The organism is Halovenus anhuiensis, assembly GCF_037080055.1.
GTDB lineage: Archaea > Halobacteriota > Halobacteria > Halobacteriales > Haloarculaceae > Halovenus.
In genome coordinates, this window is sequence record NZ_JBAOJI010000001.1 from 558,168 (window position 1) to 583,515 (window position 25,348).

Below are 25,348 nucleotides of genomic sequence, written 5' to 3' on the forward strand. Positions count from 1 at the left end.
TACAGCGAAGCTGTCGTACATGGTTACTCAGGCACGGCGGTTGTGGTCGGCCGGCAGCAACTGACGCGTTCAGGGCAGATCCGGAACGTCGATGTTACCGTCGGCAATTTCCTGAGTGGTGTTATCGGCTTGGTCTTTAACCTCTTGTGGAATCTCGTCGCCGATTTCGACACCCCAGGGGACCTCGAACCCACCCTGACCGGCACCGAGTTCGAAGGTCTCTCCACCCTCGAACTCGCCGTTGACGACGCGTTCGACCGCGTCGATGACACTCTGGTCGACGCCTTTGATGATACTGCCAAGAATCACGTCGGAGAAATCTGAGGCCGTCTCTGACTGGCGAGCGTCGGCACCGAAGGCGAATACGCCACGGTCCTGACAGGCCTGGAACATTCCAGACCCGCCAGCGCCTGCCCCGTGCAGGAGTACGTCAGCCCCGTCATCGATCATCGACCGGGCGGTTTCCTCGACATCGCCAGGGTTGGAGAAGCCGCCAACGTACGCTGTCAACAGCTCGAACTCTTCGTCGACGCTTTTCATGCCGGCCTCGAACCCGGCCTCGAACGTCTGGACCGGCGGAACCTCGATGCCGCCGATGAATCCGAGCGTCTTCTCCGAGGGATCCGTCGAGCCAGCACCGGCAGCGAACTCCTGAGAGGAGAGCGTCGCAGCGGCTTCTCCGGCGACGTAGGCACCCTCGTTGGCCGCGTACACCCAGCTCTCGACGTTCGACTTGTCGACCGTCGCGTCGAGTAGGGCCCAGTTCTGGTCCGGGAACTCGTCGGCGTTCCCTTCCGCATCCTCGCTCCCCGCAAGCGGTGGCACCTGCTCGAATCCCAGACAGATAATGAGGTCGTAATCCGGATTCTCCGACCGGGCAAACTGCGTCTGGAAATCGTCGAACTCCCCGTTATTTTGCGGGCCAGCGTCCTCGAAAGCGATATCGTACATCTCGGCCGCTTCGTTGAGTCCGGCGTTGGCCGCGTCGCTGAACGACTCGTCACCGGTCCCACCAAGCGCGTACACCATCGCAATATGGTATTCCGCATCTTCACTGTCGCGGCTCTGGGTCGAACACCCGGCGACACTGATCGTCACGCCAACACCGCTTGCTTTCAGTACGTCTCGACGTGTGGGCATACGAAAAACTGCAATCGTAATCTCTTATAAGTTGCCTTCTCAACAGATGATACTGTCAATCGCACCTAAATTTTACACAATGCCGTCGCCTCGTGGCTTGAGCTCTGGAACTGCTGTACACGTGTTCACTCTGTTCGCCCCGGCCAGTTCGTACGTCACGAAACGGCTGTAATGCGGAGGTGCCAACCAACCCGATGCGCATGTGAACAACCCACACTATTTTGACGCATCGCCGGGGAGTATCAGACGGGCGAGAGAAACATGACAAAGTTTGAATACGAATACGAGACCGTGCTCGTGACGGGGTCGCTCGGGGGAGTTGGCCGATGGGTCGTTGATCGACTGGCCGACAACGGGACCCGTGTCGTCGGGGTCGATCTCGACCGGCCCGACGGGACCCGCCCAAACGCCGAGTTCTGGGCGGTCGATCTGACGGACAGGGGGTTAGCCCGGGAGACCGTCGACGAGGTCGATCCCGATGCAGTCGTCCACCTCGCCGCGGTCTCGGACCCGGTCTGTAATCCTGATGGCTACGTCTTCGACAACAACATTGCGAGTACGTACAACGTGTTGACCGCCGCCGGTCGTTCCGGGATTGATGTCGTTTGGACCTCCTCGCAAGCGGCCTACGGCGCGCTGTTCGCCGAATCGACGTGGACGCCGGCGTACCTGCCAATCGACGAAGCCCACGAGCGTCGTCCCGAGGATATCTACGGACTCTCGAAGGTCTGTGGCGAGGAGATCGCCCAGACGGTCGTGCGGCGGGACGGGATCTCGGTGACGACGATCCGCCCGGCGACGATCTTCGGTCCCGACAGGACGAGACAACGGCCACACCGTGACGACACGGACCTCTCGGCCGACGCCGCCGGCAGAAACTTCGGCTCGTACGTCGACGTACGCGACGTTGCCCGGATGGTCGAGGCCGCACTCGCAACCGATCACGCTGGACACGAAACCGTCCTCTGTGTGGCCGACGAGAACTACCTCGGACAGCCGACAGCGGAGATCGTCGAGGCGGTGTGTGGCACGCTCCCCGAGGAGTGTGCGCTGGAGGGGAAACAGGCCGCGCTCTCGAACGCGAAGGCCGCCGAGCTACTCGATTGGCGGCCCGAGTACACCTCTACGACTCCCGAGGCCGACGCCACCGGGCCGGACTGGCTGTGACTCGCGAGCCGGCATCCGCTACAGCAGCGTCTCCTGAATTGTCTCGATCACGTCGACGCCGTTCTGTATAAGGACGTACAGCAGCACGGCGATGACCGGAATCCGGAGGACCCAGATCCAGACAGTCGGCAGCGTGCCGTCGCCGCCCAGCCCCTTGCGCAGTTCCCGTACTGCACCTTCGGAGTAGACCCAACCGGCAAAGATAGCGAGCAAGAGACCGCCGAGGATCAACAGAACGTTGTTCGCAATCGCATCGTAGACCGTGAGATAATCGAGATCCAGTGCCGTCGGGATGCCGACGACGAAGATGAGCGCCGCCGAGCCAGCGGTGGCGTACTCCCGGCGGATACCGAAGGTATCGATGACGAAGGAGACAATCACTTCGAGGATGCTGAACGCGCTCGTCAGCGCCGCCAGCAGAAGCATCACGAAGAAGACGGCACCGACGAACTCGCCGGCGGGCAGCCCCGCGAATGCACCGGCCAGCCCGACGAACGTCGTGCCGATCCCACCCGTACCAGGGTCGACGCCCCGTGCGAACAGAATCGGGAAGACGACCAGTCCCGCGAGGATAGCGATGAACGTATCCACGACGACGATGACGAGACTATCTCTGAGCAGGCTCCGGTCTTCGTCAAGATACGAACCGTAGGTGATCATGATCCCCATCCCCAGCGAGAGGGTGAAAAACGCCTGTCCCGCCGCTGCTGGCAGGATGGAAATCGCGTCGCTGGCCAGCGTATCGAGATTGGGCGAGAGATAGTATTCGTAGCCCGCGCCAGCGCCCGAGAGCGTCGCGCCGTAGATCGCAAGGAGAATCATCAGTCCGACGACGCTCGGGATCATGACTTTGGCCGCGCGTTCGAGCCCATCGCGCACCCCGAAGGCAACGATAGCGGCCACGAGCACGACGAAGAGCAGATCGAAGGCGACAGCGTCCATCCCGGTCGAAATCTCGCCGAAGTATGCGGGCGCGTCACCGGTGTACGCGCCGGTCAGGCTTCCAATGATGTACCGGATCACCCAGCCGCCGACGACGCTGTAGTACGAGAGAATCACGAACCCCGTGAACGCTCCGATGACGCCGATAAACTTCCAGGCCCCCTGTCCGATCGTCGGGAACGCATCGACGACGTTCTGTTTCGATTCCCGGCCGACGACGAACTCGACGAGCATCACCGGCAACCCGATGAAGACGACGAGCAACAGATACACCAGGACGAAAGCAGCGCCGCCAGATTCGGCGGTGATGAAGGGGAACCGCCAGATGTTCCCCAACCCGACTGCGCTCCCGACCGCCGCGAGGATGAATCCAATACGCGTCGCCCACGTCTCACGTTTGACCATGTCCGTGGCTGAACTACCCTGACACAAATACATTACTCAAAAAGAGTGGATCTGGGAACGTGTACCGAACCTGAACGGTGATCTGCTGTGAGGAGGGCGACGATAATTCTTTTCAAGCTACCGGACGCGGGGAGAGTATGGCATTCACAGGACCACTGGCCGTCGAACAAGCCTTCGACGAAGTGTTCCGGGGGATCGAGACAGCGATTCCAAAACTGATCACGGGCGCTATCTTCGCGGTCGTGGCGTATGTCCTCATCAAGCTCGCGCTGGGCGTTCTCAGATCGGTCTTCCGGCGCTACTATTCGAGACGGGAGGCACTGGTTGTCCAGTTGCTGGTGACCGTCGTCGGGATCTTTCTGTGGTTCGGGGCGGCGCTGGCCTTTCTGTCGATTGTCGGTTTCGGCGACATTGCGGCGAGTCTCGGAACGGCGGTCGGGTTCATCGCGCTCGGCATCTCCTACGCGCTCTCTGAGATGATCGAGGATACCGTCGCCGGTGTCTACCTCCTGCAAGATCCGGATTTCGAAGTCGGTGATCGAGTCGTCGTCGACAAGACAGAAGGAACCGTCGCGGCGATCGAACTCAGAAAGAGCCGGTTCACGATGGACAACGGCGATACCGTCGTCCTCGCGAACAGAGATGTCGAAGCGGAGTGGACCAAGCGAGCCAAACAGAGCGAAGCGAGCGAGGAGGTCGAGGAGACGGGCTAGCGCGGCCAGTTGCAGTTCCCGCATTTCGTTCCGCTACTTCGCTCGACGCGATCCCTGATTTTCGGCCACTGCGCCTCGATCTGTTCTCCGTCGGGACTGGCACCGCACCCGCGCGCGCCGAGGAGATGCCAGATGTCGGATTTGTCGGTTCGGGCGACTCGCATACCGTGGGTTGGTGAGCCATCAGTAAAACCCCCACCGCTCGGTCCGCACCAACCCGGCGGACCGACAGCCGAAAAGATCGGTTATCCGCGCGTCGAGCGTGCTTCTCGAATCTCCGCCCCTTCCCTGAGTTTATCCTCACAGTTCGGACAGACTCGCGGCCGGTCGAACTGCTCCGGCGTAAATACCCTGACGTACCGTTCTGTCACGAACGACTCGCAGTTCTGGCAGTTTGGCATTCTTTCATAGGCTCTTTTCACGGATTATAAACCTTCTGTACAGGTAGGTAACCGGCAAGAATCGGCCTGCAGATGAAACGAAGGGCAATGGGGCGGACGGAAAGCGCTGAACCGCCGGCCAGCGCGGCCGTGGGCGGGACTCTCGTCGACCGACGACGGGTGGCGGACGCCGGAAAACGAATATAAAACAGTAGCTTTATCACTCGTAGAAGGCCAAGATTCATCGAGATTACTCCCGAGATGACATCGAACAAGCGACCGGAGGTAAATATCGGACTCGTCGGTCACGTCGATCATGGAAAGACGACACTCGTCCAGGCGTTGAGTGGTGAGTGGACGGATCAACACTCCGAAGAGATGAAGCGGGGGATTTCGATCCGGCTCGGGTACGCCGATGCAACGTTCAGACAGTGCCCGGGGCTGGACGAACCCGACTGTTACACCGTCGACGAGGAGTGTCCAGACGGCTCGGAGAGTGAATACCTCCGAACGGTCTCCTTCGTCGACGCACCGGGTCACGAGACGCTGATGGCGACGATGCTCTCGGGGGCATCACTGATGGACGGCGCAGTGCTGGTCGTCTCGGCCAGTGAGGAGGTCCCGCAGGCCCAGACCGAAGAACACCTGATGGCGCTGGATATCATCGGCATCGAGAACATCGTCATCGCCCAGAACAAGATCGATCTGGTCGACCGCGAGCAAGCAGAGGAGAACTACCAGCAAATCAAGGAGTTCGTCTCCGGCACAGTGGCCGAAGACGCGCCGATCGTTCCGATCAGCGCCCAGCAGGGCGTCAACATGGATCTACTGATGCAGGCGGTCGAAGAAGAAATTCCGACTCCCGACCGCGACCCCGACGCGGACGCCGAACTGCTCGTCGCCCGGAGTTTCGACATCAACCGGCCGGGGACGACGTGGGACTCGCTGGTCGGTGGCGTGCTCGGTGGCTCGCTGTCGCAGGGCCAACTCACGGCGGGCGAGGAGATCGAACTCCGACCCGGCCGCGAGGTCGAAGAAGGCGGCCAGACCGAGTGGGAGCCACTGACGACGACGGTTCGCTCGCTGCAGGCCGGCGGCGAAGATGTCGAGACGGCGACGCCGGGCGGGCTGCTCGGCGTCGGGACCGGACTCGATCCCTCCGTCACCAAAGGCGACGCGTTAGCCGGGCAGGTCGCCGGACCGCCGGGGACGCTTCCGCCGGTGCAGGAATCGTTCACGATGGGCGTCAGTCTGCTGGACCGGCTGGTGGGCAGCGAGGAAGGTGCCGGCGAGATCGAAGACATTTCGACGGGCGAACCGCTCATGCTCACCATCGGGACGGCGACGACCGTCGGCTCGGTCACCAGCGCCCGCGAGGGAGAGTGTGAGGTCACGCTCAAACGACCGGTCTGTGCCGAACCGGGCGATAAGATCGCGATCAACCGTCGAGTCGGCGCGCGGTGGCGGTTGATCGGCTACGGAACGCTACAGTGACTGTCGTTCTGGATACGAACGCGCTCATGATGCCCGTCGAATGTAACGTTCGTGTCTTCGACGAACTCGACCGACTGCTCGACGGGCCGGCGTGTCTCACCGCCCAGTCGGTGGTGACAGAACTAGAGAAGCTTGCAGACGGAGCAGGCGAGGAAGCGAAAGCCGCGAGCGTCGGATACGATCTCGCGACCGACCGCTGTGAGATCCGCTCGACCGACGCGGATTACGCCGACGATGCCGTCCTCGAACTCGCGGTCGACGAGGGGGCACACCTGCTCACCAACGACAAGCCGCTTGTAGACAGGGCACACGAAGCGGGCGTATCGGTAATTAGTTTACGCGGGAAGAATAAACTAGGTATCACTCAGTAATCGTCTCAACGGGTATCAGATATGTACAAACGGGTCACACTACGCGATACAGTCGAGGTACCGCCGGAGCATCTGGCGGAGGTCACGCCGGATCTCGTCAAGAAACTACTACAGGATAAACTCGAAGGCCGCGTCGACGAAGAAGTCGGCTCGGTCGTCTCCGTTGTCAACGTTCACGAAATCGGCGAAGGAGCCGTCATACCGAACGAACCTGGCGTCTACTACGAGGCCGAGTTCGACGCGGTCACCTTCGATCCGCAGATGCAGGAAGTCATCGACGGCGAAATCGTCGAGGTCGTCGACTTCGGTGCCTTCGTGGGTATCGGACCAGTCGACGGACTCCTGCACGTCTCCCAGATCTCCGACGAGTATCTGGCCTACGACGGCGAGAATCAGCAGCTCGCCTCGCGGGACACGAATCGAACGATCGGAACTGGCGATGCCGTCCGCGCACGAATCGTCACGAAGAGCATCGACGAGCGCAACCCCCGGGACTCGAAGATCGGGCTGACGGCCAAACAGATCGGGCTGGGCAAACACGGCTGGTTGCAGGAAGACCGGGAGAAACGACAGACACAGGCGGAAGCCGGTGAGAGCTGATGGCGGACCGACTCGTCTGCCGGGACTGTCACCGCATCCAGGACAGCGCAGAGATCGAAGCCTGCGTCGCCTGCGGATCGACCTCACTCACCGAGGACTGGGCGGGATACGTCGTCATCTCCCACCCGGAAGAATCCGACATCGCCGAGGAGATGGAAGTAACCGAACCGGGCCAGTACGCCCTGAAAGTCCGGTAATGGCCGATATCGTTGTCGAACTGCCGAAGGAACTCAGATTAGAACTCAAAGAGCCGCTGGGCCCGATTTACACTGATACCCCGACGCTCGTAGCCGATGCCAGTCAGCCGCTGATCGCCATCGGCGACGTGGTGACACACCATCTCATCAAGGGCGGTGAGACGCCGAAACTGGCGATGGTCGACGAGCGGACCGAGCGCTCGGCTGTCAGTCCCGAAATCGCTGAGACGATCAATTCTTTCGAGGGCTTCGGGACGGTCGAGCAGGTGTCGAATCCCGCTGGGACGCTCAGTGCGGAACTGCTCACCGCGTTGCGGACGGGACTCGAACGCGAGGGCTCGACGCTGCTCGATGTCGACGGCGAGGAGGATCTCGCTGCGCTGCCGACCATCCTCGTCGCGCCCGAGGGCACGAGTCTCGTCTACGGACAACCCGGAGAGGGAATGGTGTTGACAGCAGTCGAGGAGACGGCCCGACAGCGATGCCGGGACATTCTCTCGCGGATGGACGGCGATACCGCCCGCCTCTGGGACCTGCTCGGCGTCGACGCCTGAGTCAGTCCGACTCCCCCGACACCGTGATATCAGAGATTTTTGCCCCATTATCGGCGGACAGTATGACGGAGTCTTGACCGAGACGAGCAACAGCGAGGTAATCAGGATAATACGGTCCGACCCCGGGTCGGAGAGCCGTTTTCCGGGGCGAATGAATCGACACCTCACCGAGACCTGTCGACGTAGACAGCGAACTGTATCGAGCGTGCCCAGCATCCAGAACCAGCAGCAGACGAAGACAGTGAAAAAACCGGTCGCGAGTGTCACGTCTGAGGTAGCGGAAGTGGTTGCTGGTATTAGGGAGTAATGGTAGCGTTTACGGCTGTAGGCGTAGTTAAGAGGGTAGAGCGTCTATGGTGGGATAGGAAGTGTAGGCTACCTGGTCGTCGTTGGCCGGGTACGGTCGCACATATCGCACAATCATGACAGCGAGTTCAAAACATCAGGACGACGAGGAAGAGGAGATCAGAGAGCATCTGCAGGATGTCGAGGACGGATGTGGCTGTGCGGAGATCTGGGAGCACATGTCCGAAGAACGCGACGACTGAACGTGAACGGTCGCAGTCACTTGACGCGGGATGTTTTTGAATCCCCATCCCGTGTATACAGGTAATGACGGACGACGGCTCACGGAAATTTTTCAAAACAGACCGGCAGTCACCCGTCGGGAAGCCGGTTATCCGTGGCGATCCCTCGATCACCGGGCAGGATCCGGACGAGGCAGTGCAGTTCGATCCGGACGACCCGGAGAGCCTCTCGCTCGCCGCCGAGACTGTCGTGGCCTTCGCCTCGAACACAGCGGGGGCCGACGACAACGTCTTCATGCTCCGCGGAGCGGCGGCGTGTGCCGCGTTAGTTCGAGGCGAAGGCTCGTACAAGGCCGCAGCCGAGCGGGCAGGCGACGACGTGACAGTCTCCTTTATCCGCAAGTGGTCACGGGTCCACGATCTCCCGCAGTCGATTCGCCGACAGGTTGCCCGCGGACGGATCGCTCCGACCGCAGCGAAACACATCGCTCGTGTGTCGGGAGCAGCGCGACTGCATCTCGCGTGGGCCGTGCTCGATCACGATCTGACTGTGCGGGAGGTCCGCTCGATTGCCAGCGAGATCAACGACGGCACCGATGTCGCCGACGCGCTCGCAGCCCGAGAGATCACGCTCGGCGAAGTGACGGTGACGCTGGACCGGGATATCTACGGCGAACTGCGCCGCCGCGCCTCTATCGAAGACATCCCGCCCGGAGAAATCATCAACGAGGCGCTGCTCGCACAATTCCGGAATCGAAGAGAGTGATCGACCGATGACGGCCTTCTCCCTCACCCGTCGCCAGTTCGTGACCGCGACGGTCACAGGAGCCGCCGGCACGCTCGCTGGCTGTCTCTCGAACGGCCGTGATCCGGGCGAACAAGCCTCCGGCCAGCCGCTTTCCGTCCCGCTCAAAGGAGATCCCGAGGCGGCCGTGACCGTCAAAGTCTACGAGGATATCGCCTGTCCGCACTGTGCAACGTATCAGACCGAGATCCTCCCGCAGATCGAATCGAAGTATCTCGATTCGGACGAGATCCGCTACGAATTCCACGATATGGTCCTGCCCGTCGACAAGCAAGTCTCGTGGGAGGCGGCCAACGCCGCCCGCTCCGTTCAGAACCGCGCCGACGACTCGGTGTTTTTCCAGTATCTCGGCGCACTCTTCGAGAATCAGGGCGATCTTTCCCCCGAGATGTACGAACAGTTGGCTGCGGAGCTGACGGTCGAAGAGTCGGGGGTCCGGGAAGATGCCACCGAACAAGCTTACGACGAGACGGTCTCACACTACACATCGGAGGCCGAAGACGAGGGCATCGACAGCACGCCGACTGTCGTCGTGAACGGATCGACGGTCGAGTGGGGCGACGAGATTGCCTTCGATCCCGTCGCTGCAGCCATCGACGACGCCCTCCAGTAGCGCGAGATTTTCGAGGTCAGTCCTCTGTCGTATCGGCGGATTCGGCCACACTCAGCCCCGCGTCCGGGTCGCGTTCGAGAGCAGGGGAAACGTCTCGGTCGTCGGCGTAGCCGTCGAACCAGCGGACGATCCGTTCGATCCGGTCGACAATATGTCCCGGTTGTCCGCTCCGAGAGAGTTCGTGGCCCTCGTCGGGATACCTGACGAGGCGGGTGTCGACGCCGTGTTTGCGGAGGATGCGGTGGAACAGTTCGGCGGAACAGATCGGCGTCCGATAGTCGTCGTCGCTGTGCACGACGAGCGTCGGTGTGTCGATTTCGTGAGCGTGGCCCGTCGGCGAGTGCTCCTGCAGGAACGCAGGATCCTCCCACGGCGTCGTGTCGAACTCGTCTTCGACCAGTTTGTACGCCCAATCGGTCGAGCCGTAGAACCCGATCAGGTCGTAGACGCCCCGCTGTGAGACGGCGGCGGTGAACTGGTCAGTCTGACTCACCAGCCAGGCGGTCATGTAGCCGCCGAAACTGCCGCCGGTGAGAAAGCGTTGGTCCTCGTCGACGTACGGCCGCTCGGTCACTTCCTCGACGCCCGCGAGGACATCGCTGGCCGTCACCGCGCCCCAGTCGCGTTCGATGGCCTGCATATACTGTTGGCCGTAGCCCGACGACCCACGAGGGTTCGACCAGAAGACGACGTAGCCGGCAGCGGCGAGGCTCTGGAATTCGTGCCACATCGTCCCGCTCGTCGTCCACATTGCGTGGGGTCCGCCGTGGACCTCGACGACCAGGGGGTACTCCGCTTCGGGGTCGAACTCGGGCGGTGTCAGCACCCAGCCCTGCGCGGTCGCGTCGCTCGCCTGCTCGCCGGCGTCACCGACGAAGTAGCGAAGTTCCTCAGGTTCCTGAACGGCCCGATCAGAGAGATACTCGGCGTTGCACTCGGTGAGTCGGCGCTGTTCTCCGGAGTCGAGGTCAGCCGCGAACAGGTCGCCAGGGTGATCCCAACTGCTCTGGACGTACGCGATTTGCCCGTCCCGGACGTGAAAGCCAGAGATTTCGGACCACTCCTCGCGGACGACCTGCTCCGGTTCGGTCTCGACTGGCTGTGGTGTCTCCGCTGGCTCGGATCGCTCGGGCGCGTCGATGCCCCACAGTGCCGTCGCGCCCTCGTCGGGAGTGCTGAAATACAGCGTCTCGTCGTCCCAGACCGGGGCCGTTTGCCCGACCGAACGGTCGAGCGCGGCGGTCAAGACGTGCACACCGCCCTCGCCGTCGAGAAGGTGCAGTTCCGTCTGGGCCATCGTCCCCTCGTCTGGATCGGTGTAGGCGAATGCGACTCGGTCTCCGCTGGCTGCGAGTTGTGGCTGGAACGCTGCCGTCTCGTGAACGACCGCGGTGTCGCCGCCGTCGAGGTCGTACCGCCGGATTTCGGTCGCCAGCGAGTCGTCGGGGTCTGGCACGTCCCCGTCGCAGGCGAAATACAGCGTCTCGCTGTCCCCCCAGGCTGGGCTGACGTGGTCGCGGTCGGCGGTGGTCACGCGCTCGATGTCGCCGCCATCGGGATCGACGAGATACACCTGGCTGCGTTTGCCGTCGTGATAGCGTTCTGCGCTCCGGTAGACTGTCCGATCGACGACTCGGGGATCCGGCGTTGCTGGCTCGAACTCCTCGGGAACCTCGATATCCCGGTCTTGCTCGCGGTCTTCCTCGGTGACCTGCTGGACGACGGCGATTCGTTCGCCGTCGGGTGACCAGGCGATATCTCCGACGCCGCCGACGACGCTGGTCACCTGTGTGGCTTCGCCGCCGTTGGTCGGCAGGACCCACAACTGCTGGCGGTCGTCGTCGGCCCCGCGAGTCGAGGTGAAGGCGAGGCGGTCGCCGCTGGGACTCCAGCGCGGTTCGGCGTCGACCCCCTCTGCGAGCGTGAACCGCCGCGGTTCTCCCCCGTTGGCGTCGACAATGTGGATGGTCGCCTCGTATTCGTCGTCGTCTTTCGGTGTCTGGTGAAGGTACGCCACACGAGTCCCGTCGGGTGAGAGTCGTGGCGACGCGGCCTGCGTCAGTTCGTGAAAATCCGCAGCCTCGATCCGAGCCATACCTCCCTGTGCTACCGAACACCGAAAATTCTAGCGGATAGCTGTCGTCGAGACAGAACATAGGACACTCTCCATTTCGTCTGCCGGGAAGGCGGTAGGGCGATAGGTTAGATATTTGGTTTATTCAGAGACCACCTGCTGGCAGGGATATGAGCGGTGAACGGGCCTGTCAGTACGCGACTACTACCTGATCACATGTCGGGGGGCATCGTCTCTCGGTCCTCGCCCCTCAACAATTATTTCTCGTCCTCGGTGGGTCGCGCCTGAGAACGTAATGCCCCACGAGAAGAACGTTTCAAAATCAGCAGGGTCGTTTTCGTCTACGACATCTGCAGCAGCCTCTGAACTCGGATACTGTAATCGGTTCGTCACTGAGACGTCTTCTGAACTCGTTTCTCCGGTGTGTGTGATAGTCCGCTCCGGAGAACGCGACAGGGTCGCGCCGTCTGGGAGGCCGACCTGTGCTGATCCAAACGCTGGATTATCGAGATAGGAGAGCATCTCGTTCCAGTCGTGTTCGACGTCACCGAGATATCCGAGTTCATCTTCGATCACGTCGATCACTTGCTCCACGTTATCCGCGACGATGACGAGAGACTCACCAACGGCGGTATCGCCGCGATCATCGTTCCGGAATAGATCGTACCCGCGATATTCCTCCTCCGGAGCCTGTTGGTGTGATTCAAGGATCGCCTCCCGGTCGACACCCCCAGTGAAGACTGAGAAATTGCGATTTTCCTCAGACGTGGTCAAGAAACCAGTCAACTCCGCTGGATCGATCCCGAGGGAGTCTGCCGTCTCTGAAACGCTGAGTTGGTCGTAAAACCCGGAGAAGCGATCTCGTGCCCAGTGAGTGTTTATGTGAATGAGGGAAGCGTCGCTATCAGTGACGATTTCTGCGGGGATCCACTGCTGCCAATACGGGGGGACAGGCCTGACGGGTTCGTCGAGGTCAGAGACACCGCACCCTGCGGCCACGACCGCGAGTGCACCAGCAGAGGTCGCGAGAACATTTCTCCGAGTACGAGCCATGAATTCACGTAGAGTGCTAGTGAAAATAAAACCCACGGCAGCGACGGCACGGTATGAGCAAAGTGGAAGCGTTTACGAGGGTCGGGCGGTACTGCGCGTCTCCGGGGCGTTTTCACTGCTCACTGTCGTTCGCAGAAAACCGGGCCGGGAGTGACCGAGCAAACGTGAAACGTCTGGGAGGGTCGGAAGACGCGCCGCGTCTCCCGGGAGTTGAACTAGAATACGGCGACCGAAGGGAGCCGTTTCACCGGGCGCGAACGGTGCGAGACGCGACCAACGGGAGCGTCTCGAAAAGCGAGCGCCCGGCTTTTGGCTTCTAAAGTTTTCGAGGAGGGTTCCCGCAGCGAGGGCGAGGTCGAACGAAGTGAGACCTCGTTAGGCGAGCGGCGCAGCCGCGAGCCGAAGGCTCGCGAGGAAACCCGACGAGAAAAGTTTAGCGGGCCGGGAGGGAGTTGAACCCCCGACCATCTGGTTAAAAGCCAGACGCTCTCCCTAACTGAGCTACCGGCCCTCGAATACTCGTTGGGAGGTCAGTGGCTAAGTACTTACGGAACGCGATTACCGCCGCCGGCTGGCAACAAGCGCCAGTGCCAGCAGCGCTGCGACGGCCCCACCGACCGCGAAGCCGGGACCGGAGCCATCAGAACTCTCGGAGTTGTTCTGCTGGTTCTCGATCGCGTCGTCAGTGTCGTTGTCCGCTGGCGGGTCCTCGGCCTGTGAACGCGCGTCCTCCATCGCTTCGGGGTGGAGTTCCTCGGCGAGCGCTTCGAGCACGTCGACGGTCCGCGGCGCGTGCTGGCTGATGAGATCGCCGTTGAGTTGGATGACATCGGCACCCACTTGATCGACCAACCGCTGTTGGGCGAAGTCACTCAGCGGCCCCGGCGAGACGACAATATCGACACTCTTGTTGAGTACAGTCTCCTGGTTGATCTGCGGATAGCCGCTGCCGAACTGGCCTTCGACCTCGGCGGCGACGTTCTCCGCACCTGCGAAGTCGAGCAGTTCGTGCTCGAAGGCCGCGGCGTTGACGGTGTAGAGATCCTCGTCACCCTGACTGAGATCGTAGAAGACCGACGGTTCCTCGACGTTGGCCGTGGCCTGAGCCACGAAGTCGATCCGGTCGGACATCTGGGCGGTCCGGTTTGCCGCGCCGTCGCAGGCTCCGACGAGCCGACCTGTCTGGTCGACTAACGTCGTGATATCCCGAAAGCTGGTCGCTCGCGGGTAGTGATAGACCGTCACGCCCGCGTCACGGAGTTCCTGCACGGCGCTGCCGGGAATGACGTTCGGCGAGAGGACGAGGTCCGGGTCGAGATCGACGATGTGCTCAGTGTTCGGAACGTCGAATCCGCTCTGTCCTTCGACGAGAAGCTCCTCGTCGGCGGCCGCCTCACTGCCTTCCAGATAGTCGGTGTTGGCAGCAGGCATGCTGACGACCTTCTCCTGTGCGCCGATCTCCCACATGTGCTGAGCGACGTTCGGCGCGAGGACGACGACTTCTTCCGGTTCTTCTTCGACGGTGACGTTCTGTGGTCCGCCGGCCCGGTCCGGCGTGGCATCCTCGACTGTGTACGGGAAGTCACAGGCACCATCCTGCGTAACGCCGCTGCCGTGGCCCGGATGGGCGAGATCACCAGACGATTGTCCAACAGGCTGTGCACCGGCAGGCGCGGCGAGTGCCGGCCCGACCGCGAGAACGACGACCAGTGTCACGATAAGTGCGCGAATCTGCATATGCACCCCAAGACGATAGTGCAACAAGTATTTGGCTAAAGAAAATGGACTTGCAAAACAATGCGGATTGGGTTGCGGGTCCTCGTCTGGTCGGCGTCGCTGGCAGCGCTGCTGATCGGAGTGGTTCTCGCGAGCGCGACGGTCGGGCCGGTCGAGATCGGGTACTGGACCGTCGCGAAGGCGCTGGTCAACACCGTCGCGTATCCCTCCGAGGTCGGCCTGTCTTGGGCCCAGGCCGGGTTCGGGACCCACACCGTCGGGGTGCCGATCGCGGATCTGGGGTATAGCCAGCCGTTCGACCTCGCTGTTCCGGCGACCGATCAGATCATCATCCAGGAGATTCGCCTGCCGCGGATTCTGCTGGGAGCGATCGTCGGCTTTGGGCTGGCGACCGCCGGGACTGTCATGCAGGGGTTTTTCCGGAATCCGATGGCCGACCCCTCGATCATCGGCGTCTCCTCCGGAGCGGCCGTCGGTGCGGTGGCGACCATCGCCTTTCCGCTCGCACTGCCTTTCGGCCTGCAGACGGCGGCCTTCGTCGGCGCGCTGGTAGCGGCCTTCGGCGTCTATCTCATCGCGACCGAAAACGGTCAGACGCCGGTCGCGACGCTTCTGCTCGCCGGCCTCGCGATCCAGACGTTCCTCGGTGCAGTCGTCTCGTATATGCTGTTGTACTCCGGAGAGAATCTCGAAGAGGCGATCCTCTGGCTGATGGGTCACCTTCGTTTTAGCAGTTGGGGCGATGTCGAGGCGACGCTGCCGGTGACTGCCATCACGTTCGTGCTGCTGGTGGTCTACGCCCGGGATCTGAACGTCATGCTGTTGGGCGAGGAAGATGCCGACGCGCTCGGGATCGAAGTCGAGCGGACGAAACGGCTGCTGCTCGCTGGCGCGAGTATCATCACCGCCGCCGGCGTCGCCGTGACCGGCGTCATCGGCTTCGTCGGGCTGATCATCCCGCATATCATGCGGCTGATCGTCGGCCCGGACCACCGGATTCTGCTGCCGACGAGCGCGCTCGCCGGCGCGATCTTTCTCGTACTCGCCGACACCATCGCTCGTTCGGGCCCGGCAGAGGTCCCGGTCGGCATCGTCACCGCCGCCGTCGGCGCGCCCTTCTTCCTCTTCTTACTCCGCCGCAGAGAGGTGCACGCGCTATGATCGACGGCACTGATCTTCGCCACTCATTCGGCGACGTGTCGGTACTCGACGGCGTCGACATTACCGTCGAGCAAGGCGAATTCGTCGGCCTCGTCGGGCCAAACGGGGCAGGCAAGACGACGCTGTTGCGATTGTTAAACGGGCTACTCGAACCGGACAGCGGGACGGTGACACTCGACGGTACCGACATCTCGACGCTGTCTTCCAGGGAGGTGAGCCGCCAGGTGGCGACAGTTCCACAGGATAGTTCGATCGGCTTCTCGTTTACCGCCGAGCAGATCGTCGAGATGGGGCGGACGCCGCATCGCTCGCGACTGGACTGGAGCGATGAGACCGATCCCGTCGAAGAGGCCCTCGAACGGACGGAGATGCTCGACTTGCGGGAGCGAGCGGTCGACGACCTCTCCGGCGGGGAGCGCCAGCGTGTCCTCCTCGCCCGCGCGCTCGCGCAGGAACCCGACGTGCTCGTGTTGGACGAACCGACGGCGAGCCTGGATATCAACCACCAGATCCAGGTGCTGGGTCTCGTCGAGCAACTGGTCGACGAGGGGCGGGCCGCCGTCGCCGCGATTCACGACCTCGATCTGGCCGCCCGCTTCTGTGACCGACTCGTCTTGCTCGCCGACGGCGCGGTACAGGCACAGGGCGCCCCCGAGCGAGTGCTGGCCGACGGGGCGCTCGAAACGGCCTTCGAGACCCGAACAGCGGTGACGGACGATCCCGTGACCGGCACACCAAGAGTGACCGCGGTGGACGAGGAGTCGGCAACTGGGCGGATACACGTCGCCGGGCACGGACCGTCTGCCCGCCGGGTGCTTCGACGCTGCTGGCTGGCCGGCTACGACGTGACGCTCGGGCCAGTCCCCGAGGGCGACGTGGCCGCGGAACTGGCCGACAATCTCGGCTGTCCGGCGATCACGGTGCCGCCGTTCAGCGAACCCGACGCCCGCGCACGAGCAGACGCAGAGGAGTGCTGGCGCAATGCGGATGTCGTCGTCCAGACGGGCGAGAACGCTGGCGCGACAGCGCTCGACGACTCGGTGCCGACCGTTCGGACCGGCTTCGACGAGGCCGAGCAGATCCGGGCCGTTAGCGACGGCGGAACGGCGACGCTGGTCACGACCGAGGAGGAACTGCTGGCGACGGTTCGGGAACTCGGCAAATAGGGGGACGAGGACGCAGTCTCGGCCGGTCAGCCGTATCGACGAATCCCATCAGCCCCGCGAAAAGCGGGGAAGATAAGTACACGTGGGCAAAGTAGCATGTATGCGCTTTCGACGGCTCGTCGACGGCCCGTCAACAGCCCTCGCATCTGCGACCATTCTTGTCTATCTGCTAGTTGTCGTGGGTGCGACCGCCTCGCTCGCGGACGCAGCGGCGAGCTGTTCAGGCTGGCCACTCTGTACAGGCTCACTGACTGATCCCGCAGTTGCAATCGCCGTTACGCATCACGTGCTCGCGGCTGTGACCGGCATCGTCCTCTTGACAGCTGTCGTCGTCACGGCCCGCGCAGAGACGCCGCGACGGGTGACCGCGACTGCACTGCTCGCACTGCTAGTCTATCCGGCACAGATCGGATTCGGGGCACTGCTCGCGACGGGCGCTGGCTCGTCCGTCCCAGGGCTACATCTCGGCGTCGGGCTCGGGATCTTCGGCACGCTCGTACTCGCGCTGGCGTGGCAACTCGAACACGAGACCGGTGGCTCGGACGATCCAGTGTCGACCGAGGATGTCGACCCAATCGAGCAGGAAAAACCGTCCGAACCAGTGACACCGCTGGCCGAACAGCCGTTCGGTGCCCGGCTGAAAGCCCGAGTGAGTGCCTACTTCCGGCTGATGAAACCGCGACTGATGTGGCTGCTCTGTCTCGTCGCCGCCGCAGCGATGGCGCTGGCGGCCGGAACCAGCCTCGCGGTCGAAACCATCGTCTTCACGCTCGGCGGCGGCGTGCTCGCAATCGGTGCCAGCGGCACGTTCAATCACGTCCTCGAACGGGAGAAAGACAAGAAGATGTCCCGGACGAGCGACCGGCCGCTGGCGACCCACCAGATCCCGAAACGGAACGCAATCGCGTTCGGGCTGGGACTGGCCGTCCTGTCGGTGCTCGCGTTCCTGCAGTTGAACCCGCTCACTGCCGTCCTCGGGCTGACGGCAATTGTCTTCTACAGCGTCGTCTACACGCTCATCCTCAAGCCAAACACCGTCCAGAACACTGTCATCGGCGGCGCTGCAGGGTCGCTGCCGGCGCTGATCGGCTGGGCGGCCGTCACCGGACGGATCGGAGTCGCCGGGGTGCTGCTGGCCGGTGTGATCTTCGTCTGGACGCCAGCACACTTCTACAACCTCGCGCTGGCGTACAAGGAGGATTACGCCCGCGGTGGCTTCCCGATGATGCCCGTCGTCCGCGGCGAGACGACCACCCGCAAACACATTCTGCTGTGGGTCGGGGTAACCCTCGCAACGACGACGCTTTTGATCTGGTTCAGCCAACTCGGCTGGCTGGCGTCCATTACGACCGTCGCCGTCGGAGCCGTGTTCATCTGGGCGACGATCCGGCTCCACCACGAACAGACCGAGCAGGCAGCATTCCGAGCGTTCCACTCCTCGAACGCCTATCTCGGTCTGCTGTTGATCGCCATCGTTGTCGACACGCTGGCGGTCTGAGCCAACTGTTTTTTCCCGGGGGCCTGAAGAACAGGTATGACGACAGTCGAAATCGAATACTGCGTGCCGTGTGGATTTCGCGAGCGTGCGCTGGACGTACAGCGAGCGATTCTGACTGGCCTCGAAACCGAACTCGACGAACTGTCGCTCGTGATGGGCGGTCACGGAATCTTTCAGGTCCGGGCCGACGGTGACGTGATCTACGACAAAAGCGAGGACGATTTGGACGTGGACGGAATCGTCCGGGAAATCCGCGAGCGGACGCGGTAGGACATCGAACCGCCTTTTACTGGTCACGCAAAGCTGAGGTATGGACGTGGTCGCAGCCGACGGATTGACCCGAGAGTACGGCGAGACCGTCGCACTGGATGGAGTCTCGCTGTCGGTCTCGAAAGGCGAGGTGTTCGGACTCGTCGGCCCGAACGGCGCGGGGAAGACGACACTCGTTCGGGCACTAACTGGGACGACCGATGCCGAGGGCACCGTCGAGTTGTTCGGGGCCGATCCGCGCAACGTCGAGAAAGAGCGGATCGGATTGCTACCCCAGGAGTTCGACCCGCCGGATCGGCTCACCGCCCGTGAACTGATTACCTACTACCGCGGGCTGTACGACGACGGACGCGAAGTCGAGGAGCTACTGGCGGATGTCGGGATGACCGACAGCGCCGAGACCTACTACGAGAATCTCTCTGGCGGGCAGAAACGACGGACCTGTGTAGCGGCGACGCTGGTCAACGACCCCGAACTGCTGATCCTCGACGAGCCGACGACGGGGATCGATCCGGCCGGCCGTCGCCAGCTCTGGCGGCTGCTGACCGACCTCGCCGAGGCGGGCACGACGATTTTCATCACGACTCACTACATGGAGGAAGCCCAGCAACTCGCCGACCGGGTCGGACTGCTCGCCGGCGGCGAACTCGTCGCGCTGGACACGCCGAGCGAACTGATCGCCGAATACGGCGGCGACAGTCTCCTCTATATCGACGGAGAGTTCGAGGAGTCGGTTCAGTCGCTGCTCGACTACGAGACGAGTCTCGACGACGACCGCCTCACCGTTCGCAACGTCCGGCCGGAAGCGATCGGTTCGATCACCGCGACCCTCGACGAGGCGGGCGTCGAATACGAGTCGTTGACGTGGACCGAGCCTGACCTCGAAGACGTGTACCTCAAACTGACCGGGCAGACAGTCACGGCCAGTGGACAGATTCTGGAGGACAGAATATGAGCCGGGCAGGACGACTCCTCGCGACGACGCGAGCCGGCTGGCACAGCTTTCTCCGCCGCCGAACAGCCGTCTTCTTCACGTTCTTTTTCCCGGCGATCATCGTCTTGATCTTCGGGGTATTGGTCCAGACACAGCCGGCCAGCGGCGGACTGTTCACCGAACCCGCCGGCTGGTACATCGCTGGCTATCTCGCGGTCGTCGTGCTCTTTACGCCGCTGTCCCGGGTCGGCAGCGAGGTGGCGCGACACCGCTCGGGCAGCCAGTTCGAGAAGCTTGCGACGACGCCGCTCCGTCGGTGGGAGTGGCTACTCGCCCAGACCATCGTCAACACCATCGTGATCGGGATTGCCGCAATCTTGCTGCTCGGCTTGCTCTTTACCGCGACCGACGCTTCGGTGAAGGGATCAGCCGACGTGGTGCTGGTCGTGCCCTTCGTGGGAGTCGGCGTCGGGCTGTTCTGTGCAATCGGCGCGCTGCTCGGCAGTCTCGTCGACTCACAGGACGGCGTAATCGCCGCGAGCAACGGGATCGCGATTCCGCTGGTCTTTCTCTCGGAGGCCTTCGTCCCCAGAGAACTACTGCCCGCGTGGCTCCCGCTCGAACTCTCGCCACTGACCTACTTCACCCGCGGCGTCCGGGCGGTCACCTACCCCGAACCGGCCGACAGCGCCATCACGGCGGCCCCGGTCGGAACGCCGCTGCTCGACCTGCTCGTGTTGACTGGGTTCGCCGTCGTCGCCTTCGTCCTCGCGGCCTACCTGCTCCCGCGGACGGACTAGCGGTCGAGCGGTGCGCCCGCGAGGACGAGCGTCGCGCGCTCCTCGCCGTTGTTTTCGATCTGACGCTGCTGGTCAGAGTCGAGTCTGATCGCCTCCTCGGCTCCGACGGTGACGGTCTCTTCGCCGAGGTGTACGTCAACGGCCCCGGAGACCACGTAGTAGACCTCCTCCTGTCCGCCCTCGCCGTGGTCGTGTGCTTTCCCCTTGCCGCCGGGTTCGAGTTCGAGCACCGTGACGCCGAGTTCACTCGTCCCGAGTTCGTCTTTGAGAAACCACATTCCGCCGAATTCCTCTGGAACGACGGATTCTACGTCGGTTTTGTGGGCTGTATCGTATCCCATGCGAGATGCTTCGAGCGCAACCGAAATCAATCCCCGCGGTCGGCCCAGATCGTAGCATAATTTCCCTCGAGGGACATGATACTCAGGAAGGAATTTTAGATGAGAAGTATTAATATGATGCAGCAATCGTTATGCAATAGCATGACAGAGACCCGCGAACGGTTACAGGAGTGCCCGGACTGTAGCCGTCTGTTCAACACGCAGGTCAACCACGGGAAGTGTCCCGAATGTGGGGCGGAACTCACGCAGACACTGTAGGAGTCGAGGTGTTTTTTGCGCCCGGACCGTACGGACAGTCGATGGAGAGACGCGGCGGAGTGGACTACGGACTCGCCTTGTACGTAGTTGGAGTCTTCGGACTCTCGGGACTCGCAATCGGGTTGCTCGGGGGGTTGTACGTATCCCGCGTCCCGGAGTTCACCGACGCTGTCGTCGAGAATCCGCTGCTGGCAAGTCGGGAGGATCCAGTCGCAGTAGCGCTCATTCTGGGGACGCTGCTGGCAACGGTGCTGCTCGTGGGGCTGATCGTCGGCTTCGGCGCGCGGTACGGCCCCGACCCCGAGAACCGGGAGTGAACAGTCAGATCTTTGCGCCGTCTCGCCGTATCTTCTTCTGTGCAGATCGTCGGCTACGAGACGGCGGCAGTCAGCGACGACGAGGGAGCACTGCTCATCGCCGAAGACGGTGACATACGCCCCGAATCGCTCGCTCCGGGGACCGAACTCTCCTACCGTCTCGGTCGGCGTCACTGCGCCGGGACAATCGATTACGAGACGAACAGTCACACCGCCTGCGACCGCGAGCAGGCCCCGTACTGCGACCGACACACGACGCGGTGGGCGTGTGCCCGCTGTACCGGCGACTGTGACCTGCCGCTGGAAAGCTGTCGGGAGGAACATGCCATCTATCTCGCTGCCTTCGCGCCCGCGACGTTCAAAGTAGGTGTCACGCGGTCGTGGAGACTCGAAACCCGACTTCGGGAGCAGGGTGCAGACCGGGCCGCACACATCCGCACGGTCGGGAACGGCCGGATCGCCCGCCAGACCGAAGCCGAGATTGCGACCGAAATCGGCGACCGAGTTCGGGTCCCCACGAAGCGACGCGGCCTCCACAGAACGGTCGATACCGACCAGTGGGAGGCGTTGCTCGCGGAGTACGAGCCACTTGCGACGTACGACTTCGAGTACGGGCTTGCTCTCTCAGAACAGCCGATGGGCGAGACCATCGCGTCGGGGACCGTCAGAGGAACTCAGGGACGCGTGCTCGTCCTCGACTGCGACGGATCGACCTACGCCGTCGACCTGCGTGATCTCGTCGGCTACGAACTCACGACTGGCGAGACTGATCGCGCCCTGCAATCGAGTTTTTCTGCCTTCGAGTGAATTACCAGAACTTGACGCCGAGGTCGTGCATCTCCTCGTTGTTCGCTGCGAGGTTGATGAGCAGCGGCGTCAGTGATTCGACTTCCGAGGCGTTGGCGAGCGGCCCGGCGTCGAGTGCGCGCAGCGTCTCCAGTTCGGCGGTCAGGTCGACGACGGTGGATTTCGCGTCGTCATCGTCGCCGATGACCGGAACGTCCCAGTTCAGTTCGGCGTCGAGGTCGGCGAGTTTCGCCGCCGCGAGGTTGTGAAAGGCACCGACGACCGGAACATGATCCGGCGCGGCCTGTGCCGCCAGTGCGGTGACGCTGCCGACACCCGGCGGATTGTAGTGGAGTCCGTCCTCGTCGCGTTGCATCCCGACGGCGGGCGAGACGAGAACCGAGTCGTCGAGTTCGTCGCTGACTGCTTCGATCGTATCCGACAGATAGTACGCGGGGACAGCGGCGATAACGATACCCGCCCCGGCGGCGGCCTCGGGATTCTCGTGGCCGGTGACGGTGGCGTCGGCACCGCGCTCGTCGAGTTCCTCGCGGTACTCCGCGGCAGCGGATTCGGCCTTTTCGGCCTTTCGCGAGCCGATCCGTACCTCGTGGTCGGTATCGCGTGCGATCCGCAGTGCAAGTCCTTCGCCGATGTCGCCAGTTCCGCCCAAGAGTGCGATCTGCATACTCGTAGGTTGGCCGAATGGCGAATAAGCGTTGTGCGTTCGGGTGGCGTGCGTTTTATGCGGAGGGGTGGCCAAAGGACGGATATGGTCCAGTGTGAGATGTGCGGGACGGAGACGGCGAATCCAAACCGCGTCAAAATCGAAGGTGCAGAGCTCGACGTCTGTGACGAGTGCACCGATTTCGGGACGGAGATCGATACCGGCTCCTCGTCGAGTTCCTCGACGAAATACTCGACCGACAGTTCCTCCGATTCGAGTTCGTCGACAGGAGCGGGCGCCACCAATACTGGCGCGTCGACGACGAGTAGTTCCTCCGGCGGCGGCGGCCGCCAACAGGACATGTTCGACGACATCGAGGAACTCGCCCAGGATTACGACGACAAGATCAGGCAGGCCCGCGAGAGCGCCGGCATGAGTCAGGAAGACCTCGCGAAAGATCTCAACGAGAAAGCGAGTCTCATCCGCAAACTCGAACAGGGCGAGATGCTGCCGACCGACGAGACCCAGGAGAAACTCGAACGGACGCTCGGGCTCGATCTCACCGCCGGCGGCAGCACGGACGACGCCGACTGGGAGAGCGATTCCTCGACAGGCGAGTACACGCTGGGCGACGTTGTCGAACGAAAAGACTCCTAAACGCGTCTCAGGCGGTATCGGGATCTTCGACATCCAGTTCCGCGGCGAGGCTATCCAGTTCAGATTCCAGCGCAGAGATTTCTGACTGCAACTGCTCGAACTCGTCGCTTTCGGACAGTTCCGCCCGCGTCTTCTCAACTTGCAAGACGTTTCGCTTGAGCTTTTTCGAGGTGAGATCCTGCATCCGCTCGTTGTACTCCTCGAGTTTCAGCAGTCGGTCGACTGTTCCGCGCAGTTCCGCCCGCGTGACTGGTTTGACGACGTAATCGTCGATCCGCAGATCGATGATATCGAAATCCGGATTGACAGCCGTGACCATCGCCACCCGACAGTCCAGTTTCTGCTCTTCGATGGCTGCGAGCACCTCGGTGCCGGAGACGACCGGCATCCGACGGTCGAGCAGGATTACGTCGTACTCCTCGGACAGCGCGTCAAGCGCCTCTTCGCCGCCGTAGGCAATCGACGTGTCGTACTCCGGGAGATACTCGGCGTACATATCGGCGAGGTCGGTCTCGTCTTCGACGATCAGCACCCGGATCTGTTCGCTGTCCTGCACATCGTGGTCAGATGTCTCCTGGGTCACAGCTCTCGTCTACCAGACGGTTGTGTACGATCCCATATAATACCCCTGAGAGTTCCCGCGGTGGTCACGTCCAGTTGTCCAGTCCGGTCTGGACGACGGCGTCCTCGATGCGCTCGAAGCCCCGTTCGACCTCGTCGGGATCGACGCCCCACTGGTTGACGACGTACTCCCGGGCGGCGTCGACATCCGGTTCGATTGTCGTCTCGGGGTCGACATCGACCACGGCGGGATCAAGGAAGAGTTGCTGAATCCGGTCGGCGTGTTCGATCTCTTCGCCGCGAGCCTCCAAGGCAGCGAACAGATCGCCGTGTTCGGTGAGCAGTGAGACAGCCGTCTTCGGTCCGATTCCCGAGACTCCTTCGTTGAAATCAGTGCCGCAGAGAATCGCCACGTCGACGAACTGCTCCCACGTCAAGCCGTGCCGGTCGAGCGTCGCGTCGAGATCCATCCGCTCGGGGTCGCCCTTGCTGGTCAGTTGCCGCAGGGTGAGCGGCGCGCCAAAGAGCAGGGCGTCGTAATCCTCCGTCCCGGCGTAGTCGACGACTTCCTGCCGGGCCATGTGGGCACACTGGGCCTCGCCCTCGGCGGGGGCGTCGACGACGGGCACGTCCAGCAGTTCGAGCAGTTCTCGGGTGGTGTCGATGATCGTCTCGGTGAGGCGTTGCGTGCGAGATTCGAGTCGGGCGACAGCGATGGAGTCGCCACGCTCGCGGGCAGCTTCCAGATCGTCTTCGTACTGTTCGCGCTGCTCGCGGCGTTTCTCGACCTCGTCGTCTTTGAGTTCGGTGACCGCGCCGTCGAAGACGAAGATAGGGGTGAGATCGTGTTCGAAGAACTTGGGTAGGCCCTGCACGACGCCGATCAGGTTGGCGACTTCGGTGCCGTCGGCGGTCGTGTAGGCGTCCTCGTTGGTCCACTTGACCGTCGTCGTGAGATACCGATAGAGCCAGTTGTGGGCGTCGACGGCGACGGTCGACCCCGAGAGTTCGTCGAAAGGAACCTCCTCGATAACCGCGAGGTCGCGTAAATCTGCGTTTCCCATACCCGCTGTTGGGGCGTTGGTTGCTTGAATCTCCCGGGACTCATTCAGTTGGAGTCAGATTACAGAAAGTAGGTGTGCTCATCGAGACTGACAACC

Annotated in this window: 30 protein-coding genes and 1 tRNA gene; 19 read left to right on the forward strand and 12 right to left on the reverse strand. The window is 62.5% G+C overall.

Features of this window, described 5'->3' with window-relative positions; all coding sequences use genetic code 11:
• Positions 1 to 69: 69 nt before the first annotated feature.
• Positions 70 to 1,140, reverse strand: a complete 1,071-nt coding sequence (locus V8P86_RS02870) for a BMP family lipoprotein (protein ID WP_336325733.1) — start codon at positions 1,138 to 1,140, stop codon at positions 70 to 72.
• Between the two features lie 261 nt (positions 1,141 to 1,401).
• Here V8P86_RS02870 and V8P86_RS02875 point away from each other — a divergent pair, with 261 nt between their 5' ends.
• The gene (locus V8P86_RS02875; protein WP_336325734.1) at positions 1,402 to 2,307 is read left to right on the forward strand and encodes an NAD-dependent epimerase/dehydratase family protein; all 906 of its coding nucleotides are present in this window, start codon (positions 1,402 to 1,404) and stop codon (positions 2,305 to 2,307) included.
• Positions 2,308 to 2,325: 18 nt separating this feature from the next.
• Here the strand turns inward: V8P86_RS02875 and V8P86_RS02880 are convergent, their stop codons facing one another.
• Positions 2,326 to 3,654 (reverse strand): sodium-dependent transporter, encoded by a 1,329-nt coding sequence (locus V8P86_RS02880; protein WP_336325735.1) that lies wholly within the window; start codon positions 3,652 to 3,654, stop codon positions 2,326 to 2,328.
• A gap of 137 nt (positions 3,655 to 3,791) precedes the next feature.
• On the opposite strand from V8P86_RS02880, the gene V8P86_RS02885 reads away from it, so the two are divergent.
• Positions 3,792 to 4,367, forward strand: coding sequence for a mechanosensitive ion channel domain-containing protein (locus V8P86_RS02885; RefSeq protein ID WP_336325736.1), 576 nt, complete (start codon positions 3,792 to 3,794; stop codon positions 4,365 to 4,367).
• Here V8P86_RS02885 and V8P86_RS02890 read toward each other — a convergent pair.
• The gene (locus V8P86_RS02890) at positions 4,364 to 4,531 is read right to left on the reverse strand and encodes a hypothetical protein (RefSeq protein WP_336325737.1); all 168 of its coding nucleotides are present in this window, start codon (positions 4,529 to 4,531) and stop codon (positions 4,364 to 4,366) included. The two genes, V8P86_RS02885 and V8P86_RS02890, sit on opposite strands and share 4 nt — an antisense overlap.
• 81 nt (positions 4,532 to 4,612) lie before the next feature.
• The gene (locus V8P86_RS02895) at positions 4,613 to 4,768 is read right to left on the reverse strand and encodes a DUF7563 family protein (protein ID WP_336325738.1); all 156 of its coding nucleotides are present in this window, start codon (positions 4,766 to 4,768) and stop codon (positions 4,613 to 4,615) included.
• A 240-nt stretch (positions 4,769 to 5,008) separates the two neighbouring features.
• Between V8P86_RS02895 and V8P86_RS02900 the strand changes: the two genes are divergently transcribed.
• The 8 genes from V8P86_RS02900 (at position 5,009) to V8P86_RS02935 (ending at position 9,908) form a co-directional block, all read left to right on the forward strand.
• Positions 5,009 to 6,241 (forward strand): translation initiation factor IF-2 subunit gamma, encoded by a 1,233-nt coding sequence (locus tag V8P86_RS02900; RefSeq protein ID WP_336325739.1) that lies wholly within the window; start codon positions 5,009 to 5,011, stop codon positions 6,239 to 6,241.
• Positions 6,238 to 6,612: a type II toxin-antitoxin system VapC family toxin gene (locus V8P86_RS02905; RefSeq protein ID WP_336325740.1), complete on the forward strand. Its 375-nt coding sequence runs from the start codon at positions 6,238 to 6,240 to the stop codon at positions 6,610 to 6,612. Before V8P86_RS02900 ends, V8P86_RS02905 begins: the two co-directional genes overlap by 4 nt.
• Positions 6,613 to 6,633: 21 nt before the next feature.
• A complete protein-coding gene (locus tag V8P86_RS02910) occupies positions 6,634 to 7,212 on the forward strand; it encodes a DNA-directed RNA polymerase (protein ID WP_336325741.1) in 579 nt (192 codons plus the stop codon).
• Positions 7,212 to 7,409: a transcription elongation factor subunit Spt4 gene (spt4, locus tag V8P86_RS02915; RefSeq protein ID WP_336325742.1), complete on the forward strand. Its 198-nt coding sequence runs from the start codon at positions 7,212 to 7,214 to the stop codon at positions 7,407 to 7,409. Before V8P86_RS02910 ends, spt4 begins: the two co-directional genes overlap by 1 nt.
• Positions 7,409 to 7,963: a GTP-dependent dephospho-CoA kinase family protein gene (locus tag V8P86_RS02920; protein ID WP_336325743.1), complete on the forward strand. Its 555-nt coding sequence runs from the start codon at positions 7,409 to 7,411 to the stop codon at positions 7,961 to 7,963. Before spt4 ends, V8P86_RS02920 begins: the two co-directional genes overlap by 1 nt.
• Positions 7,964 to 8,385: 422 nt before the next feature.
• Positions 8,386 to 8,511: a DUF8595 family protein gene (locus V8P86_RS02925; RefSeq protein ID WP_336325744.1), complete on the forward strand. Its 126-nt coding sequence runs from the start codon at positions 8,386 to 8,388 to the stop codon at positions 8,509 to 8,511.
• 64 nt (positions 8,512 to 8,575) lie between these two features.
• Positions 8,576 to 9,256, forward strand: a complete 681-nt coding sequence (locus V8P86_RS02930) for a DUF7119 family protein (RefSeq protein WP_336325745.1) — start codon at positions 8,576 to 8,578, stop codon at positions 9,254 to 9,256.
• Between the two features lie 7 nt (positions 9,257 to 9,263).
• A complete protein-coding gene (locus tag V8P86_RS02935) occupies positions 9,264 to 9,908 on the forward strand; it encodes a DsbA family protein (protein WP_336325746.1) in 645 nt (214 codons plus the stop codon).
• A gap of 16 nt (positions 9,909 to 9,924) precedes the next feature.
• Here the strand turns inward: V8P86_RS02935 and V8P86_RS02940 are convergent, their stop codons facing one another.
• The 4 genes from V8P86_RS02940 to V8P86_RS02955 all read right to left on the reverse strand — a co-directional run bounded on the left by V8P86_RS02940 (position 9,925) and on the right by V8P86_RS02955 (position 14,772).
• Positions 9,925 to 12,003 carry a S9 family peptidase gene (locus V8P86_RS02940; protein WP_336325747.1) on the reverse strand — a complete coding sequence of 693 codons (2,079 nt, stop codon included), beginning with the start codon at positions 12,001 to 12,003 and terminating at the stop codon, positions 9,925 to 9,927.
• 183 nt (positions 12,004 to 12,186) lie between these two features.
• Positions 12,187 to 13,035 carry a hypothetical protein gene (locus tag V8P86_RS02945; protein WP_336325748.1) on the reverse strand — a complete coding sequence of 283 codons (849 nt, stop codon included), beginning with the start codon at positions 13,033 to 13,035 and terminating at the stop codon, positions 12,187 to 12,189.
• A 437-nt stretch (positions 13,036 to 13,472) separates the two neighbouring features.
• Positions 13,473 to 13,546, reverse strand: a tRNA-Lys gene (locus V8P86_RS02950).
• A gap of 47 nt (positions 13,547 to 13,593) precedes the next feature.
• Positions 13,594 to 14,772: an ABC transporter substrate-binding protein gene (locus V8P86_RS02955; protein WP_336325749.1), complete on the reverse strand. Its 1,179-nt coding sequence runs from the start codon at positions 14,770 to 14,772 to the stop codon at positions 13,594 to 13,596.
• 60 nt (positions 14,773 to 14,832) lie between these two features.
• Here V8P86_RS02955 and btuC point away from each other — a divergent pair, with 60 nt between their 5' ends.
• The 6 genes from btuC to V8P86_RS02985 all read left to right on the forward strand — a co-directional run bounded on the left by btuC (position 14,833) and on the right by V8P86_RS02985 (position 20,601).
• On the forward strand, positions 14,833 to 15,933 hold the full coding sequence (gene btuC / locus V8P86_RS02960; protein WP_336325750.1) for a vitamin B12 ABC transporter permease BtuC: 1,101 nt from the start codon (positions 14,833 to 14,835) through the stop codon (positions 15,931 to 15,933).
• Positions 15,930 to 17,099: a heme ABC transporter ATP-binding protein gene (locus tag V8P86_RS02965; RefSeq protein ID WP_336325751.1), complete on the forward strand. Its 1,170-nt coding sequence runs from the start codon at positions 15,930 to 15,932 to the stop codon at positions 17,097 to 17,099. The genes btuC and V8P86_RS02965 overlap by 4 nt, the downstream gene beginning before the upstream one ends.
• Before the next feature lie 100 nt (positions 17,100 to 17,199).
• Positions 17,200 to 18,597, forward strand: a complete 1,398-nt coding sequence (locus V8P86_RS02970; RefSeq protein ID WP_336325752.1) for a heme o synthase — start codon at positions 17,200 to 17,202, stop codon at positions 18,595 to 18,597.
• Between the two features lie 36 nt (positions 18,598 to 18,633).
• Entirely contained in the window at positions 18,634 to 18,867 is a 234-nt protein-coding gene (locus tag V8P86_RS02975) for an Rdx family protein (RefSeq protein ID WP_336325753.1), read from the forward strand.
• A 40-nt stretch (positions 18,868 to 18,907) separates the two neighbouring features.
• Positions 18,908 to 19,822 (forward strand): ABC transporter ATP-binding protein, encoded by a 915-nt coding sequence (locus tag V8P86_RS02980; protein ID WP_336325754.1) that lies wholly within the window; start codon positions 18,908 to 18,910, stop codon positions 19,820 to 19,822.
• The gene (locus V8P86_RS02985) at positions 19,819 to 20,601 is read left to right on the forward strand and encodes an ABC transporter permease (protein ID WP_336325755.1); all 783 of its coding nucleotides are present in this window, start codon (positions 19,819 to 19,821) and stop codon (positions 20,599 to 20,601) included. Before V8P86_RS02980 ends, V8P86_RS02985 begins: the two co-directional genes overlap by 4 nt.
• Here the strand turns inward: V8P86_RS02985 and V8P86_RS02990 are convergent.
• Positions 20,598 to 20,942 (reverse strand): cupin domain-containing protein, encoded by a 345-nt coding sequence (locus tag V8P86_RS02990; protein WP_336325756.1) that lies wholly within the window; start codon positions 20,940 to 20,942, stop codon positions 20,598 to 20,600. The two genes, V8P86_RS02985 and V8P86_RS02990, sit on opposite strands and share 4 nt — an antisense overlap.
• Before the next feature lie 299 nt (positions 20,943 to 21,241).
• Here V8P86_RS02990 and V8P86_RS02995 point away from each other — a divergent pair, with 299 nt between their 5' ends.
• Both V8P86_RS02995 and V8P86_RS03000 read left to right on the forward strand, forming a co-directional pair.
• A complete protein-coding gene (locus tag V8P86_RS02995) occupies positions 21,242 to 21,517 on the forward strand; it encodes a hypothetical protein (RefSeq protein ID WP_336325757.1) in 276 nt (91 codons plus the stop codon).
• Positions 21,518 to 21,556: 39 nt separating this feature from the next.
• Positions 21,557 to 22,324, forward strand: coding sequence for a DUF2797 domain-containing protein (locus V8P86_RS03000; protein WP_336325758.1), 768 nt, complete (start codon positions 21,557 to 21,559; stop codon positions 22,322 to 22,324).
• Position 22,325: 1 nt separating this feature from the next.
• Here the strand turns inward: V8P86_RS03000 and npdG are convergent, their stop codons facing one another.
• Positions 22,326 to 22,991: an NADPH-dependent F420 reductase gene (npdG, locus tag V8P86_RS03005; protein WP_336325759.1), complete on the reverse strand. Its 666-nt coding sequence runs from the start codon at positions 22,989 to 22,991 to the stop codon at positions 22,326 to 22,328.
• Positions 22,992 to 23,075: 84 nt separating this feature from the next.
• On the opposite strand from npdG, the gene V8P86_RS03010 reads away from it, so the two are divergent.
• Complete coding sequence (locus V8P86_RS03010) at positions 23,076 to 23,627, forward strand: multiprotein bridging factor aMBF1 (protein WP_336325760.1); 552 nt, start codon at positions 23,076 to 23,078, stop codon at positions 23,625 to 23,627.
• Between the two features lie 7 nt (positions 23,628 to 23,634).
• On the opposite strand, the gene V8P86_RS03015 is transcribed toward V8P86_RS03010, so the two are convergent.
• Both V8P86_RS03015 and fen read right to left on the reverse strand, forming a co-directional pair.
• Complete coding sequence (locus V8P86_RS03015) at positions 23,635 to 24,210, reverse strand: response regulator (protein ID WP_336325761.1); 576 nt, start codon at positions 24,208 to 24,210, stop codon at positions 23,635 to 23,637.
• A 64-nt stretch (positions 24,211 to 24,274) separates the two neighbouring features.
• On the reverse strand, positions 24,275 to 25,252 hold the full coding sequence (fen, locus tag V8P86_RS03020; RefSeq protein WP_336325762.1) for a flap endonuclease-1: 978 nt from the start codon (positions 25,250 to 25,252) through the stop codon (positions 24,275 to 24,277).
• Positions 25,253 to 25,348 lie beyond the last annotated feature (96 nt).

Coding starts and splice junctions, on each gene's coding strand:
- V8P86_RS02870 (WP_336325733.1), bottom strand. CDS start 1,140: ATGCCCACACGTCGAGACGTACTGAAAGCAAGCGGTGTTGGCGTGACG.
- V8P86_RS02875 (WP_336325734.1), top strand. CDS start 1,402: ATGACAAAGTTTGAATACGAATACGAGACCGTGCTCGTGACGGGGTCG.
- V8P86_RS02880 (WP_336325735.1), bottom strand. CDS start 3,654: ATGGTCAAACGTGAGACGTGGGCGACGCGTATTGGATTCATCCTCGCG.
- V8P86_RS02885 (WP_336325736.1), top strand. CDS start 3,792: ATGGCATTCACAGGACCACTGGCCGTCGAACAAGCCTTCGACGAAGTG.
- V8P86_RS02890 (WP_336325737.1), bottom strand. CDS start 4,531: ATGCGAGTCGCCCGAACCGACAAATCCGACATCTGGCATCTCCTCGGC.
- V8P86_RS02895 (WP_336325738.1), bottom strand. CDS start 4,768: ATGCCAAACTGCCAGAACTGCGAGTCGTTCGTGACAGAACGGTACGTC.
- V8P86_RS02900 (WP_336325739.1), top strand. CDS start 5,009: ATGACATCGAACAAGCGACCGGAGGTAAATATCGGACTCGTCGGTCAC.
- V8P86_RS02910 (WP_336325741.1), top strand. CDS start 6,634: ATGTACAAACGGGTCACACTACGCGATACAGTCGAGGTACCGCCGGAG.
- spt4 (WP_336325742.1), top strand. CDS start 7,212: ATGGCGGACCGACTCGTCTGCCGGGACTGTCACCGCATCCAGGACAGC.
- V8P86_RS02920 (WP_336325743.1), top strand. CDS start 7,409: ATGGCCGATATCGTTGTCGAACTGCCGAAGGAACTCAGATTAGAACTC.
- V8P86_RS02925 (WP_336325744.1), top strand. CDS start 8,386: ATGACAGCGAGTTCAAAACATCAGGACGACGAGGAAGAGGAGATCAGA.
- V8P86_RS02930 (WP_336325745.1), top strand. CDS start 8,576: ATGACGGACGACGGCTCACGGAAATTTTTCAAAACAGACCGGCAGTCA.
- V8P86_RS02935 (WP_336325746.1), top strand. CDS start 9,264: ATGACGGCCTTCTCCCTCACCCGTCGCCAGTTCGTGACCGCGACGGTC.
- V8P86_RS02940 (WP_336325747.1), bottom strand. CDS start 12,003: ATGGCTCGGATCGAGGCTGCGGATTTTCACGAACTGACGCAGGCCGCG.
- V8P86_RS02945 (WP_336325748.1), bottom strand. CDS start 13,035: ATGGCTCGTACTCGGAGAAATGTTCTCGCGACCTCTGCTGGTGCACTC.
- V8P86_RS02955 (WP_336325749.1), bottom strand. CDS start 14,772: ATGCAGATTCGCGCACTTATCGTGACACTGGTCGTCGTTCTCGCGGTC.
- btuC (WP_336325750.1), top strand. CDS start 14,833: ATGCGGATTGGGTTGCGGGTCCTCGTCTGGTCGGCGTCGCTGGCAGCG.
- V8P86_RS02965 (WP_336325751.1), top strand. CDS start 15,930: ATGATCGACGGCACTGATCTTCGCCACTCATTCGGCGACGTGTCGGTA.
- V8P86_RS02970 (WP_336325752.1), top strand. CDS start 17,200: ATGCGCTTTCGACGGCTCGTCGACGGCCCGTCAACAGCCCTCGCATCT.
- V8P86_RS02975 (WP_336325753.1), top strand. CDS start 18,634: ATGACGACAGTCGAAATCGAATACTGCGTGCCGTGTGGATTTCGCGAG.
- V8P86_RS02980 (WP_336325754.1), top strand. CDS start 18,908: ATGGACGTGGTCGCAGCCGACGGATTGACCCGAGAGTACGGCGAGACC.
- V8P86_RS02985 (WP_336325755.1), top strand. CDS start 19,819: ATGAGCCGGGCAGGACGACTCCTCGCGACGACGCGAGCCGGCTGGCAC.
- V8P86_RS02990 (WP_336325756.1), bottom strand. CDS start 20,942: ATGGGATACGATACAGCCCACAAAACCGACGTAGAATCCGTCGTTCCA.
- V8P86_RS02995 (WP_336325757.1), top strand. CDS start 21,242: ATGGAGAGACGCGGCGGAGTGGACTACGGACTCGCCTTGTACGTAGTT.
- npdG (WP_336325759.1), bottom strand. CDS start 22,991: ATGCAGATCGCACTCTTGGGCGGAACTGGCGACATCGGCGAAGGACTT.
- V8P86_RS03010 (WP_336325760.1), top strand. CDS start 23,076: ATGGTCCAGTGTGAGATGTGCGGGACGGAGACGGCGAATCCAAACCGC.
- fen (WP_336325762.1), bottom strand. CDS start 25,252: ATGGGAAACGCAGATTTACGCGACCTCGCGGTTATCGAGGAGGTTCCT.